The organism is Paenibacillus sp. DP01 (genome assembly GCF_044784315.1).
GTDB classification, from domain to species: domain Bacteria; phylum Bacillota; class Bacilli; order Paenibacillales; family Paenibacillaceae; genus Paenibacillus; species Paenibacillus polymyxa.
In genome coordinates this window covers 1,268,560-1,283,058 of record NZ_CP173059.1, presented here as the reverse complement: position 1 = coordinate 1,283,058, position 14,499 = coordinate 1,268,560, and the positions used below count along the sequence as shown (strand labels likewise).

Annotated in this window: 13 protein-coding genes and 1 pseudogene; 8 read left to right on the top strand and 6 right to left on the bottom strand. The window is 43.0% G+C overall.

Annotation, left to right across the window (positions count from 1 at the left end):
- Nucleotides 1-22 precede the first annotated feature (22 nt).
- A complete protein-coding gene (locus ACH59B_RS05575; RefSeq protein WP_016821358.1) occupies nucleotides 23-1,030 on the bottom strand; it encodes a substrate-binding domain-containing protein in 1,008 nt (335 codons plus the stop codon).
- A gap of 207 nt (nucleotides 1,031-1,237) precedes the next feature.
- Between ACH59B_RS05575 and ACH59B_RS05570 the strand changes: the two genes are divergently transcribed.
- Entirely contained in the window at nucleotides 1,238-2,461 is a 1,224-nt protein-coding gene (locus ACH59B_RS05570; RefSeq protein WP_016821359.1) for an acyltransferase, read from the top strand.
- A gap of 200 nt (nucleotides 2,462-2,661) precedes the next feature.
- Here the strand turns inward: ACH59B_RS05570 and ACH59B_RS05565 are convergent, their stop codons facing one another.
- A complete protein-coding gene (locus tag ACH59B_RS05565; RefSeq protein ID WP_016821360.1) occupies nucleotides 2,662-2,916 on the bottom strand; it encodes an aspartyl-phosphate phosphatase Spo0E family protein in 255 nt (84 codons plus the stop codon).
- A 234-nt stretch (nucleotides 2,917-3,150) separates the two neighbouring features.
- Entirely contained in the window at nucleotides 3,151-4,548 is a 1,398-nt protein-coding gene (locus tag ACH59B_RS05560) for a helix-turn-helix domain-containing protein (RefSeq protein WP_039276883.1), read from the bottom strand.
- A 201-nt stretch (nucleotides 4,549-4,749) separates the two neighbouring features.
- On the opposite strand from ACH59B_RS05560, the pseudogene ACH59B_RS05555 reads away from it, so the two are divergent.
- Together ACH59B_RS05555 and ACH59B_RS05550 are read left to right on the top strand one after the other, a co-directional pair.
- A pseudogene (locus ACH59B_RS05555) lies at nucleotides 4,750-5,201 on the top strand (AbrB/MazE/SpoVT family DNA-binding domain-containing protein).
- A gap of 184 nt (nucleotides 5,202-5,385) precedes the next feature.
- The gene (locus ACH59B_RS05550) at nucleotides 5,386-5,892 is read left to right on the top strand and encodes a DJ-1/PfpI family protein (RefSeq protein WP_025364198.1); all 507 of its coding nucleotides are present in this window, start codon (nucleotides 5,386-5,388) and stop codon (nucleotides 5,890-5,892) included.
- A gap of 100 nt (nucleotides 5,893-5,992) precedes the next feature.
- Here the strand turns inward: ACH59B_RS05550 and ACH59B_RS05545 are convergent, their stop codons facing one another.
- Nucleotides 5,993-6,466, bottom strand: coding sequence for a hypothetical protein (locus tag ACH59B_RS05545; RefSeq protein ID WP_019686332.1), 474 nt, complete (start codon nucleotides 6,464-6,466; stop codon nucleotides 5,993-5,995).
- A gap of 191 nt (nucleotides 6,467-6,657) precedes the next feature.
- Between ACH59B_RS05545 and ACH59B_RS05540 the strand changes: the two genes are divergently transcribed.
- A complete protein-coding gene (locus ACH59B_RS05540; RefSeq protein ID WP_029514872.1) occupies nucleotides 6,658-7,593 on the top strand; it encodes a hypothetical protein in 936 nt (311 codons plus the stop codon).
- Nucleotides 7,594-7,668: 75 nt separating this feature from the next.
- Complete coding sequence (locus ACH59B_RS05535; protein ID WP_016821365.1) at nucleotides 7,669-7,905, top strand: NHLP leader peptide family RiPP precursor; 237 nt, start codon at nucleotides 7,669-7,671, stop codon at nucleotides 7,903-7,905.
- 99 nt (nucleotides 7,906-8,004) lie between these two features.
- Here the strand turns inward: ACH59B_RS05535 and ACH59B_RS05530 are convergent, their stop codons facing one another.
- Together ACH59B_RS05530 and ACH59B_RS05525 are read right to left on the bottom strand one after the other, a co-directional pair.
- Nucleotides 8,005-9,894 (bottom strand): sensor histidine kinase, encoded by a 1,890-nt coding sequence (locus ACH59B_RS05530; protein WP_263561024.1) that lies wholly within the window; start codon nucleotides 9,892-9,894, stop codon nucleotides 8,005-8,007.
- Between the two features lie 132 nt (nucleotides 9,895-10,026).
- On the bottom strand, nucleotides 10,027-10,314 hold the full coding sequence (locus ACH59B_RS05525; protein ID WP_016821367.1) for a hypothetical protein: 288 nt from the start codon (nucleotides 10,312-10,314) through the stop codon (nucleotides 10,027-10,029).
- 183 nt (nucleotides 10,315-10,497) lie between these two features.
- On the opposite strand from ACH59B_RS05525, the gene ACH59B_RS05520 reads away from it, so the two are divergent.
- From ACH59B_RS05520 to ACH59B_RS05510, 3 genes are all read left to right on the top strand, one after another.
- Entirely contained in the window at nucleotides 10,498-10,758 is a 261-nt protein-coding gene (locus ACH59B_RS05520) for a hypothetical protein (RefSeq protein ID WP_013369720.1), read from the top strand.
- A gap of 729 nt (nucleotides 10,759-11,487) precedes the next feature.
- Nucleotides 11,488-12,570 carry a bifunctional 3-deoxy-7-phosphoheptulonate synthase/chorismate mutase gene (locus tag ACH59B_RS05515; RefSeq protein ID WP_013369718.1) on the top strand — a complete coding sequence of 361 codons (1,083 nt, stop codon included), beginning with the start codon at nucleotides 11,488-11,490 and terminating at the stop codon, nucleotides 12,568-12,570.
- A gap of 236 nt (nucleotides 12,571-12,806) precedes the next feature.
- Complete coding sequence (locus ACH59B_RS05510) at nucleotides 12,807-14,429, top strand: nucleoside hydrolase-like domain-containing protein (RefSeq protein ID WP_404303467.1); 1,623 nt, start codon at nucleotides 12,807-12,809, stop codon at nucleotides 14,427-14,429.
- The last annotated feature ends 70 nt before the right edge of the window (nucleotides 14,430-14,499 follow it).

Genomic DNA, 14,499 nt, shown 5'->3' with positions numbered 1-14,499 from the left:
TAAGTGGATGCGCTTCCAATATTTATTTTGCATAATAATCATCTACATTCGCTCGGGTGACGACGGAAATCCCAGTATCCACCCGCACGGGCAGCGGGGTGTTATCTCCAGACGAAGAAGGTGCAGGAATTGTCAAATGATGATGCAGATGGAACAGATATTGGAGTGACCAATAGCCCATATTCCATGTCCCTTGCGCAATCGTTGCCGAGATGGTCCCATCACGAATCATATCCAGTGTCGCTTTATTCGTATCAAAAGAAATAATTTTTAGCGGATGACTGCCTTTTTGGCTCAGTGCCGCCTCACCCACACCTGTTCCTCCGGTGGCTTCGGTCACAAAAATACCCGCCAGTTTCGGATAAGCTTTCATCAACCTTAGCGATTCATCCCTGGACACCATCACGTCAGCACGACCATCTACCACTTCCACCACCTTCATGGCAGGATACTGCCGCTGAATGGTATCGCGAAAGCCGCGCGAGCGTTCCTCATGATTTTGCTGCCCCGGCAGTGTCAGAACAGCGACTTGGCCTTCACGTCCCAACAGCTCAGCCATTTTTTCCGCAGCGGTCACACCCGCCTTATAATTATCCGTGCCCAAAAATGTATACGCCCGGCTCCCCGGCGCTCCAGCGTCAAACAGCACGACAGGAATGTCCGCATCCAGCGCCTTATTAATGACCGGGATCAGGGAGTGTGGATCAATCGCTGATATGGCAATGCCTGCGGGTTTACGGGCAATCGCCTGCTCAATGATGGTCATCTGCTCCTGTGCATCATACCGGGTCGCCCCCCGGTACTCCACCGTTACCCCCAAGGCATCCCCAGCATCCTCGAAGCCTTTGAGCCCGCTTTTCCAATACTCCAAACCGGACTGGAACGTAATCATCATATACGTTTCTCCGATGCTGCCTCGCAGCCCTTTTTCCTCCCAAGCTCCATTCAACCGCTCGGATTGTTCATATCTGAACACATAGAGAGCAAAGGCCGCAATTAACAAAATGTACACCAGCAGCGTTTTCTTCATCCTTCCTCTCCTCTTCCTATGCGTATCCTTAAATTTGAGTTTACTTTGTTTTTATTTAGATTGTAAACGCAATCATATTAAATTGGAACCACTTCACTCTCCATACTTTCAGGTAGCGTTAATCCTGCACTAATGTTCCTACGATACAATACCTACAATTGTGCTAGGAAAAACATGTGCGAATCTTGAGGAAAAGGAGTGATATGGATGAGCAAGCCGCGTATCGCGGAGTGGACAGAACTACGGGGTCTTGCCTACCTCGCTGTCGTGCTTCAGCATTGCATTGGCGAATATATTTATCGCAGCGACATCCAACAACCGGATTCCGTTATGCTCGCGATGCTGTACCATTTGACACGTTTTGGCACACCGACGTTCGTTTTCCTGTCTGCGGCGTTGCTATTTTATAATGGTAACAAACCGATTGGCTATTCCCGTTATATTGGCAGACGGTTTCGAGATATTTATGTTCCTTTTCTCTGCTGGACGGTTGTCTATTGGGTGTGTACTCAGAACTGGTCAACCGCACAGTGGGGAAATATATCCTTTTACAAAGGCATGTTCGAGGAAATGATTATTCCCGTCAGCGGATATCATCTATGGTTTGTGGTCATGATCTTTCAGTTTTATATTTGGTTTCCTTTATTTGCAAAAGCAACCGAGCAGATTCGAACGTTTCTACGTCGTTATAGCATCAAAAAGCGCAAGCAGCTTGTTTTGGCTGTTATGCTGATTGCTGCTGCGGCTTATGCGTTGCTGTTACAATGGTCCTACTATGACATGTCTGCATGGAGCGCTTGGTTGCCGTCCTTTGGGCAGACTTTGTTAGATTACCGCACTTATAACTTTGTTATGTATTTTTTCTATTTTATGCTGGGCGCAGTGTGCGCCTATATGACGGACACCTGGCGGGGATTGGCCCAGCAGACGTTGCCATGGAATGTATTTGTTTTTATTGGTCTGTTCATGCTCATGGGTCATACGATGCTGATCCAGTCGGGCGATACGATCAATCTCAATATTTCTACCTATCTGAAGCCAAGCACCTTCGTACTGATTGTCTCGCAGTTGCTTTTGTTGTATGGGCTGCTACTTCATCTGCAAAAAGACCAGCGTTCCGAGCCGTTTCGTCGTATGCTAAACTGGATCGGACGCTATTCCTTCGGAGGATATCTGGCCCATGCGCTCGTGCTGTCCTTCATATCCTTTTACACCCGTCCGCTTGCCCTAGGGGATCATCATTTTACAGCTACGCTCATTACGTTTGTCGTCGTGGCAAGTGCTTCTCTCGGTATCAGCTGGCTCTTTGCCCATCTGCCTGGCGGCAACTGGATTGTTGGCTCCAAAGGCAGACAGCGATTGAACTGGCGGCTTCATTTTCAGTTCCTTTCCTCCAAACGTGCTTCCAAAAGCACGCAGGAGCTTGGCTAATCTTCTGCCCCAGCGTTTCAGCATAGGGATTCAAATACCGTCAAAGGCTTTTGCAGGGCTCACGTATTGAGCTCTGCTTTTTTGCTGTCTAAGTGTGATGAATCATGTTCCAAACTGATTAACATTTTATGACATGGATATGTATTTTATTTTAAAATAAGTCATTATATTGAATAATTATAAGCATTACGTGGGAGAAATCACAGTTTTGCATAATAGGAATGGGGGGATGAACTCAGCATACCATCGTCGTTGTTAAGGATCTGGTCCAAAACTTGGTGAGGCTGCTTCCTGGTCTGAAACATACGGTTGAACTGATTAATCAGTTCATCCAAAAGCATAGACTGCTCCAGTACACAGGCATGTCCTAGGCCATACTCTGCGTAAAGATCATGCATGTGTTGTCTGGCATGTTCCATTTGTTGAATTAACGTTACCTTTTCATCCTTGTTCATCCTACATACCTCCTCATGAATTTCATTTTAAGAAGGGATGTACAAATAGGCCAAGATCAATTTTGAAGCAAAAAATTACAAAATAATACAAAAAGAGACCAGCAATAAGCTGGCCAATAAAATGAGTATGAAGGTGTTTACTTTGATTACATTCCACCAACGTGTCCTTGTGTTTGGATTGTATCATGGCTTAGATTTCCAGTTTGGACTGGTACTGTGAATACCAGTAAAGAACTAATTACCACCAAGAAGAAAGCCATCCTTTTGATCATTTTTCTTCCACACCTCCTCATAAATAGATTGGAACTGTGCCTGTGTTTTAGGAGCCGCATGTGTTTTGAAGTGAGAAAATAGTCCAAAACAATTGGCAATAAGTAGTACATGGTTAATTGTAACAGCTTTTTCAAAAGCGATTAATAAACATTTGAAACCATATGGATATCTGCCTTTATTTAGGTTGTATTTAGCCATTTTGTACCAAAACCTTACGTATTCTTCTGGTAACACTTGTTGAGAATAAGTATCCGAAGATAACGGTTCCTGATAAGCTTCGATTTGGGTTTCAAAACGCCAAAAGATATGGTCAACATCTACATTATAGCGATTAGCCACTTCAAGGACGTTTAATAGCTCGGAAAAGATCTCTTTTTCGGCAGCTATATGTTCTACGTAATCTGGCAAAACGCTAATATCACCAGACATGAGCCTGTTGACGTAAGTATTAATTTTCGCCCACTGCTGATATTGCTTCTTCCAATACAAAGACTCGGGGTCTTTTTCCTTCACCCAGCCTAGATCGGCATAACGATGAATGTGTTCTAATGCCTGTCCATGATCTCCTTTTGCGTCGCAAGCACTAGCACACATTAATTCAGAGTAAGCTATGTAAGTAAAAAACGGTCTAATTGGCTTTTTTCGTGGCTCTGTTCCTTTTCGCTTGGAATTGTGAACCAGATGATATTGGAGTTGTCCTAACTGACCCATTTGATGTGCGAATTCATACACCTTATCCCACATGCTTAATGATCTATAGACATTCGCCAAATCTTTTAAAGCATCCAGTTGCTCTATCTCATCTAAGCGATCCACAAAAGGGGCGAATTCAATAGCAGCCTGAAGGTTTACTGCCCGATCCTGTCCGACTTTGATTTGGAACAAGCGATACTGGCAGATTGCCAATCGCTCTGAATGTTGCTGCTTTTCGCTTTCAGCTACCTTTTTGTATAGGTAAGCGGCTGCTTCGTTGTAACCGTCTTGGTATACATTTTCGGCGACTTCAAAGAGCGATGGCAGATAATTAGGGTTATCCAATAATAGAATTACAACTCGCTGCAAGCAGTCCAATCGCCCTAGCTCAATGCATCGGTACAGGAACGGGCTGATTTTTTTCCAGTTGAGCGGACATTCTTCAATGCATTCTTCAATATAGCGTTCGTAAAAATAATCCGGTGGTAAATTCATTCCCGCAGTAATACTATCCAGTTGGTGAACCGACATAGATCGATTGCCCGTCACAATACCACTAACTGTACCTACATTCAAATCGATCGTGTGACCAAACTCGGTCATGGTTAATCTTTTGCGTTTTAGATAGGTTTGAACTTCTGCCTGTATCGTAGGTGTGATTTCCATGGATAAACCACCCTTTCAGCATCTTCATAGATTCCCATTTCAATAATTCATATAGTTTTGAAACTAATAGTATACTTATTGTTTTTCATTCATGATAATACCATCTTTTGGAACATCGATAAATACTTTTACTTTATAGATTTTTATTTTTTTATTAGGAGATTATTGGTTGATAGATTATTATGATAAGGAGAAGGTCACTTGAAAAATACAGGTATGACACGTCCCTTGGACACGTTAGGCCGGATTGTTATTCCTAAGGAATTGCGAAACTCTATGGGAATTCAAGCTGGCGAGTCTTTGGAATTTTACTTGGATGTTGAAACAGGATTGTTAAGTATGCGGAAATATATTGGTGTCTGCTGCCATTTATGCTATTCGGTTCAGGATTTAAGCTATTTCAGAGATTCATTTTTATGTAAAAAATGCATACACGATTTGAAAGGAAACAGCGTCATTTGATTGTCATCACAACTTTGGTTGAACATCTAAGAAGCCTCATTCGTGAGCATCCCACAGCCAAGCAAGGCGAATATGCTGAATGGATTGGCGTGTCACATAGCCGTATTTCCCAGCTTAAAAGCTATTGTAGGTTTCACTTCACTCGCATCCGAGCAAAACTCAATAACCAGTCGCTGTTAATTTCAAGGTGACTGGTTATTTTTTTAATTTGAATCCATACTGACCAAAATTCAACAAGTTAGATTACCAAAACTTATTGATATTGCTGTAAAATATGGATTTAAACTCTTCAAGATGATATATTCTGACTATATGTAATCTTCCTAAAGACGCTTTTAACGGACTTAAACTAAAAAATTGTTAGTAGGTGCATAAATGAAGTCACATGTTCTAATTTATGATGGTTATGTTAGTTTTGAAATTATGCTAGCAACCTATTTTATGAAAACAAAAGGGGATATTGTTACAATTGGAGTATCCAAAGATCCTGTCATTTCCTATGAGGATTTTAAAGTTACACCTGCGGTAGCCCTTGATGAAGTGTCTGCGGAGGACATTCAACTCCTCATTATACCTGGTGGAGATAACACTCAATTAAAGACAAACAAACAACTTCTAGCTCTCATCAAAGCACTGAATAATGATCATAAAGTGATCGCGACCATTTGTTCTGCGACTGAACTATTGGAGCTAGCAGGTGTTTCTCCTAAAAATCATGTGAGTCATCCATCGGGTCTGGAGATACACAAGAATATCATATCTGCTAAACCCAATAAGTATGTAGATTTTGCAATCGAAATAGGCAAGATCATGAACATTTATACGGATGATGAAGATTTTAATGAAACCATTGATTTTTTTAAGCTTTTTAAAGATAGCTGATTCTCCTCACAACAGTCACTTTATGAAGGAAGTTGAAATATAAGGATAGGATGGGTTCTCCCCATCCTTTTTTGTCGTAAAACAATTCTTCTTCAGAAGACTAAGGCTTCAATTGAGCTTCATTTGAAGTTCCAGATTTACGGTCGAATGTAATCGGACCTTTACGGTTTACAAGCCGCTTCAAATCCACGGTCATTTCATTCTTCAATTTATCGATGAGTTGATCCTCCCGAATGCCTTTGCTTTTAGCAACGTCGGCCAACGATTTCCCTTGCCCCAGCTCTTTCTCTAACTGGACAGGGGTGATACCCAGCAGCCTAGCTACTTTCTCGTTGAGATGGTGATTCAAGCCGCCCGGCCTTTTGCCGTGTCTATGTCTATGCACATGTCCATGCCCGTGGTCATCCTGTGGATCAATATTCCACTGGTGGGCTTCTCCTTGGACAGAATCGTTGGGAGTGAGAGCTTGCAACGGATTACCCGATTCAATACCAGATGCTCCTGCACTCGCAGTACCATACATCATCACTCCTCCATATAGGATAGCAGCGGTCAATTTCCATTGTTTTTTCATGTTGTGGCCCCTCCTTTCATCCTTTTTCATCTATATTTTCTCTTTCAGCTTTTTTTATTCATTTTATATGTTTTTCACAACATTCCTTATTTAAAAATAACAAATTCTTGAAAATTGCAATCTGTTGTACAATGGCGGGTAACAACTAGAAGTCGCTACAAAAACATTTATAAGAGATGCGGGTGATGGCCATGGAGTGGTATTTTGCATACAAAGAAGAATTGGAAAAGGTATTTCGTCAAGCTGAGGAACGGACGGCCACATTTCAGGCTCCCTTTCAGCAAGAGGGGTTAGACTACCTGGCACGGTTTAATCCGTTGCGTGAAGACAGTACTCGTAATTACATATGCTATTTGCTTCCATTTTGGCTGCAGGAACTCACCGGACTGCCTCCCGAAACATGTCGCAAGCTGTCACTCGGCAACGTGTTCGTCATGGCTCATTATTTAATCCAAGACGACGTGATGGACACAGCAGCAGACAACCGTAAAACGCAACTTGCCTTAAGCCAGCTTTTCTATACCGAGTGCCAAAACATTTATCAGGATCTTTTTCCGGCAACCTCCCCTTTTTGGACATATGCCCGGACGTATGTGGACGAATGGGCCGTTAGTGTGGTATCCGAAGGAGCAGCAGACTATTTTCAAGGTGACAGAAATAAGGTCGCACTGAAAGCCAGTCCATTAAAAATGGCCGGAACGGGTGCTCTACTGCTCGCAGACCATGCTGACCTGATCGAGATCGTTACAGCGATGACGGATTTGACCCTGCTCGTGCTCCAAATGTCGGATGATTGGGCAGATTGGGCAGAGGATTTGATGGAGCATAGCTATAACTGCCTATTGTCCCATATTAGCGCCGAACGGAAGAAGCCGTATTGTGAAGGACTAGGACCACAAGAAATTCAGGAAGCGATTTATGTGCGAGGCGCACTCGCTAGCTATGTGAACATTGCGAATCAAGCCGTTCAGGAGCTAGAGACGATGGAGCCTACTATCCACGGCCTGCATAGGTTCGCACATTCCATTGCAGCAGAACTCAGCGAAGAGGCAGCAGAAATTGAAGGCGGACGCTCACATTTGCGAAGAGGCGGGCTTGATTATTGGCTCTCCAAAAATATGAAGTAATGCTAGATTTTTCTGAGTCTTACGTGGTATACTGACTAGGTAAATATAACCAATCGAATGAGAGGGTGATTTTTGATGGCTACTGAAGTTCTTCAAACACAAGTCATTCAAAAAGCTTGGGAGGATGCCAGTTTCAGAGAAAAACTGATGGCAGATCCCAAATCTGCAATTCGTGATGTGTTAGGAGTCGTGATCCCCGATCATATCCAAATCAAAACGGTAGAGGAAACGTCTGACCAGTTCTATCTAGTAATCCCTCCAAACCCTTCAGGTGTGCTTGCTACATCCCAGAAGCCTCGCTCGATGTGGTAGATTGGCACTTGTAGCTTATTTAATCTATACTTCTTAATCTCAGGCGGGTGGGCTCAGCAAGCTTCCCTCCGTTTTCTCCGAACGCAAAAAAGCCGGATGTTATCCGGCTACGGGGAAGCGGATGGTCGCTTCTGTTCCCACCCCTTTTGCACTTGTAAAAGATATTTTACCATTCATCGTTTCAATAATCCGAAATGTCACCATCATCCCCAAACCCGTGCCTTTAGTCTTATTCGAAAAATAAGGCTCACCTAGTCTGGATAAGGTCTGAGCATCCATCCCTTCACCATTATCCCGAATATGAATGACTGCTTCTCCATTGTCCACATAAGCCCATATATGAATATGTCCCTGTTCTCGCAGCGCTTCAATACTATTTTTGATAATATTGATAAATGCCTGCTTGAATTTGGAGGAATTCCCGCGCACTTTAATTTCCTGGGGAATATCCAGCGAAATTTTGCCACCTTGCAAATTTGCCATTGGACTGATAATTCCTTCAATATGCTTGAACTCATCCAATATGGTCAACGTTTTGGTATGGTCAAACTCCGGCTTGGCAAAAGTCAGAAAATCGGTAATAATCGCGGACGCTCGATCCAGCTCCTCCAGAGCGATATGCAGATAGTCTTTGTTTTTACCATCCTCCTGCTTGCTCATCAACTGAAGAAATCCACGTGTAACCTGAAGCGGATTGCGCACTTCATGAGCTACAGATGCAGCCAAATCGCTAATAATCTCCATTTTCTCTGAACGTTGAAGCTCATTATTGAACATCTCCAGTTCTCTGGAATACCGAACCACCTGCTTGTGCTTTTCCGCCAGCCTTCTGCCCAAGATCACAATCAATGCCAGGACAAAACCGAACACGCCCCATTTCCATAAAAACATATTGTAGTGTCCGTCCCGGATAAAGAACCAGCTGAGTTCTGCGATAGTGATGACTGCAAAAAATGCAAAGCCTGTCGATAAAATGATCGCTTCGTGGTCTCCCTTAAGCGCCATGCGAACCGAAGCAAATACCAAAAGTACCATCAAAGCTACGAGCAATATACCGAGGACGATTACACTAAAGAAATAATATACATCGTTGAGTCGCTCCTGTGCTCCTAAATTCACAATCATGATGATGAAGCAGAACAAAGAGTAGGCGGTTAACAATTTTCTGAATTTCCGAATCAGTAAAATAGAATTGATATTTTGCTCAAAAAAGAAGGCTAATGAAGGCAGCAGAATAAATAGCGCCACATCAAAAAGTTGTAAATACAGCTTGCCATAGCCGCGATAGAACGTATATAAAAACGGTGAATACGTTACAATCATCAGACCGATAGACAATACAATCGCACTTAGGGACAACCACATCGCCATACTTGGACGGAACAGGAAAAACGAGCAAATCAATAGCACCAGGGCGATAAAGATAAATGTACTGCCTAGTACAATATCCAAGACATCCATTCTGACCAAGTTTCCCAACAAGTCACGATAATCACCAGTCATCACATTTCCGATAATGCCCAGTCTATTTTTGCTGCTTTCCGTCCATATGTATAATGTTTTACCACTGTCTTCTGGCTTCAGCGGAATCAGAATACGATTATTCTCATAATTATAGCCACGGTACGATTCATAAAAATTGGTACCATCCTTATACAGCGTAATGTGCCTGCCATAAATATTTTCAAAAAGCACCGCTGGTGTTTCATCATTTAACGAAGGTAGCTTAATACGAATCCAGGCGGTGCCTCTATTGCCTGGCTGCTTGAGTAGCTGTGTATCATCTTCAATATGCATCCAGACCTTACTGTGATCATTTACCTCATCTAAAGAGCCATCCTCGTCTTCTGCTCCCCATCTCATATCCCAGGAGGGGATCTTATACTCCCTTTCCGGGGTCATTTTGGCCGCATAGCCAATGTGGTCCAGCGACAATAGTATCACAATGACCGCTAGCAGAGCGGCGACAGCTTTGGGCACATGCCTCATATTAAGCACCTCAAAGTTACGTAGTAGGATTTACAAATTTGTATATGTTTTAACATTTTTATCTTCCTGAAATTATATTATTCTATACGATGATGTTCATACCTTCTTCATAATAAGGGTATCATGTTCTTTTTAATCATTATTTGTAAAATCTTCATATTGATTAATGATCATTTCCTGTTCGCGTCGCTCCATCTGCTCTCTAAGCCCTATCCAAGGTTCACATTCTTCATCCTCATAGATCGTCCAAATATCGGAGAATAAATAATCGCGTATTTCTACTATTTTTCCGGCCTGTCCGCCGTCTGTCCAATATAAACCATCCGGACGCCGAATAACGGTACGCGAATAGCCTGGAGTAGACGCCTTTTGACCTACTCGGATTCGGCTAATCATCGGACCAAACATGTACCATTCCAATTCATATCCCTCCAACTCCTCTTTATCATATCACAGCAGTTACCAAAAAAACGCTAATTGAGAAAGAGCATATCTCTATTCGCATGATTTTAACTTTTTACAGACACACTAACTCTAAGTTTAGCCATTCTGCGGTTTGGGTAAGGTCGAAATAAGCAACAAAAAGTAAAGGAGCTGAGTTAGATGGCAAATCGCGACAATCAAAAGACTGAGCTACAGGATCATGATTTTGAGCCTTCCCTGCAAAATGCAGAAACAAACTGGGAGAATCTGATTGAGGGGCCGGATACTCCTCTGGAGGACGTGCCTGATGCCGATGAACTAACACCGAATAGTCCTGTTGATCCCTCTGCGCCTGCTGAATTCCTGCATGGTACAGATTTGCTGAACGGTACAGACGGGGATGAAGAAGAGCAACTGGACAGTGACGATATTCTGGATTAATTACTGCATATAATAGGATATAAGAAAGCGATTTCTCATCCTGCTATGCGGGTAATGAAGTATATACACCGAAAGGAGTTGACCAATCTCCTATGTATAAAGATCCGATGTCTCAGGCTGATATGGAGTACAAACGCTATAAAGCCTTGAATCCTGTAGAAGAGGATGACCGCAGGACTGCGGACAAGACTCATACGGATGATACCTTAGCCGAAGATAACCCACGAGGAGTCGCATCAGCGAAGCCCGAACCCAGGGATCAAGCAAGATGAAAGAACAGATAGGGAATGCAAAAACTAGAATCGGAAATCAGGGCTTGCCTTCTGCATCCACTTTGTTTAAAATAAGGTCAAATCTTTTGAATACCATGAACAAAGACATAGACGGAGACAAGTAAGCGTCATCGGATTCCCACAGAAAGGTACGTATTGCTGAGAGCGTACCGCTATCCCGCGTTGAAATTCACTCCCGAGTCGAGCCTTGAACCGACGACAGAAGGATTCATTCCTTTGACCGCAGTAGAGGTTTCCGGAAGCCCCCGTTACGGGCATCAAGCTCAGAGGTTACTGCCGTCGATTGAATGACGTTGACGACTTGCATGTATACTTCTGTAATTAGGGTGGTACCACGGCATTCGTCCCTTGCGACGAGTGCCTTTTTGTGTTATTTTCTGCAAAAAGTCCAAGGGCTGAAAGAAAAAACAATTTAAATTCGGGAAGGGTGTACTGTATGTCAACCAATGAAAATTCTTTGGAGCTGTTGCGGGAACAGCTCGATGCTACAAACTTGCAATTGCTGGAGCTGCTGTCCCAACGCGCTGAACTGGCGGGACAGCTTGGAAAATTGAAAGAAGCTCAAGGAGTGCCTGACTTTGATCCAGTGCGCGAGCAACAAATGCTGGACAAGCTGATTGCAGCTAATCGTGGACCTTTCGACGATGCTACAATTCGCCAGTTGTTCAAAAATATTTTCAAGGCTTCTCTGAACTATCAAAAAGAAGAACACAAAAAACATTTGATTGTCAGCCGCAAAAATCAGCCGGATAGCACGGTTATCAAGGTTAAAGACACACTGGTAGGTGGCAAAGCCTCCATCATGGTTGCAGGACCTTGCTCGGTGGAAAGCTATCAACAAACGCGCGAGGTAGGAGCAGCTCTCAAGGAAGCCGGTGTGCCGATTCTGCGTGGTGGTGCGTTCAAACCACGTACATCTCCGTATGATTTCCAAGGACTGGGTATTGAAGGCCTGCAAATTCTCAAACGCGTTGGCGACGAGTTCGGGCTGGCTACAATCAGTGAGATCGTCGATCCAAGACATTTGGAGGAAGCGATCCCTTACATCGATATCATTCAAATTGGCGCGCGCAACATGCACAACTTTGAATTGCTGAAAGCTGCGGGTGAAACGAGAACTCCGGTTCTGCTCAAACGCGGATTGGCTGCCACCATGGAAGAGTTCCTTCATGCTGCTGAGTACATCGTATCCCGTGGTAATACACAAGTCATGCTGATTGAACGCGGTATTCGTACGTATGAAAAATGGACACGTAACACGCTGGATATTTCCGCTGTTCCGATTTTGAAAAAGGAAAGCCATCTGCCTGTATTGGTGGACGTAACTCACTCTACAGGACGTAAAGACATCCTGGCCCCTTGTGCCAAAGCTGCCCTGGCTGCTGGTGCCGACGGCATCATGGTAGAAGTTCACCCGAACCCGGCAGTCGCTTTGTCCGATGCTCAGCAACAGCTGAACATCCCTGAATTCCACAACTTCCTGTCTGAAGTTAAAGAATCCGGTTTATTCAAAGCGTAAAACTAATTTTGTGCTAAGAATCATAAACCGCTTTCATTTTGTCAGATTATGATGTAGAATCTAATCAGGATTGTGACTGATCATGCAGGCAAAACCTAAATGTATATATGCTCGACTTTTGTTGAGACATATATATGTTTAGGTTTTTTTTATGCCTAAATCTTGAATAATAACAATACCTACATGGTTATAATCCTAAAAAATCATCATAGAAACGTTCAGAGAGGGGAACAGAAATGAGAAAAAGAAAAGGGTTAAGCATTTTTTTGTTAGCTATGATATGTATTTTAATCATCAGTGGTTGCAGTGGTAAGTCGCCAGCCGTCGTAAAGGATGAAAGCGCTGCTCCAACAGAACAACCAGCGGGAAATAAAGTGGAAAATAAAGCGACCAAGGCTAGAACGGTTATTACTACTGACGGAGAAGTAGATGATATGAACTCAGTCATACGCTTTCTTCTCTACTCTAACGAAATGGATTTGTCCGGGATTGTACTGACTAGCTCCGTATATCATTATGCAGGTGATGAAAAGGCCGGCATCAAGCCATTCAGATGGACCGGAACCCAATGGGTAACAGATATGATTGATGCCTACGGAGAGATTTACCCCAACCTAATCAAACATGCTGAAGGATATCCAAAACCAGAATATATTAAAAGCGTTACCAAGATCGGAAATATTTCAAACAAAGGTGAAATGGACAAGGAAACGGAAGGCTCGAATTTCCTGAAAACACTTTTCCTAGACGATGACCAAAGAGATCTGTATGTACAAACTTGGGGTGGAACCAATACCACAGCCAGAGCTCTAAAATCCATTGAAGACGAATATAAAAATACAGATCAATGGGAAACGATTCGGAAAAAAGTAAGTGATAAACTCGTTCTATACATCATTTTGGATCAGGACGATAGCTACAATAATTACATCGCCAAAAATTGGCCTGACATCAGAATTATCAATGACCAATCTAACTTCTGGCATTTCGCTTATGCTTGGAAAATGCACACGGAAGAAGTAAACAGCAAGTTACACGGGGAATGGAACTTCAAAAACATTAAAGACGGTCATGGCAAGCTGCTGAATATGTATGCCTTGATGGGCGACGGCAATATCATCAAAGGTGAATTGGATGAAGAACAAAGAGGCAGTGAAGCCTACTTGAAGAAAAATCCACAATACGACAAGTATGACTTTATTTCCGAAGGAGATTCTCCATCCTTCTTCTATTTAATTGATAACGGATTACGGAGCATGGAAAACCCAACCTATGGTGGCTGGGGAGGTCGTTTTGGTGTCGTTAACGATAAATTATTTAGAAATACGGTGTTAGATTATGATGTGCATACGAAAAAATTCGAAGCAGAGTACTCTCTGATGCGTTGGTTTGATGATATTCAAAATGACTTTGCTGCCCGTGCAGATTGGGCTATTGCTTCCGACTATAAAGATGCCAACCATAATCCAACATTGACCATTAAAGAAGGATTAGATCTAACGGCTAGTCCAGGGGAGAACATAACACTACATGCAGAAGGAACAGATCCTGACGGTGATGCATTGACCTATAAATGGTGGAGATATTTCGAAGCTGACACCTATAAAGATTCTAAGGTCAAACCCGCGCAAGTTAAACCTGAAATGCTGGGTGATATGCAGCTTGGGCTTCACCGAGAATTAGCTGAAGGCGAGAAAGTAAACACGATTGACCTGCAAGGTGGCGACACAAATACTGCAAGTTTTACAGTTCCGGCAGATGCGAAGTCTGGGGATACGATTCATATCATTGCAGAAGTACAGGACAATGGTAAACATTCTTTGAAACATTATCAGCGTGTGATTGTAACCGTAAAATAACAGAAGACAGCACTCAATAAATTAGGCTCATGGAATCATACTCCATGGGCCTGTTTATTTTTGCGTATCG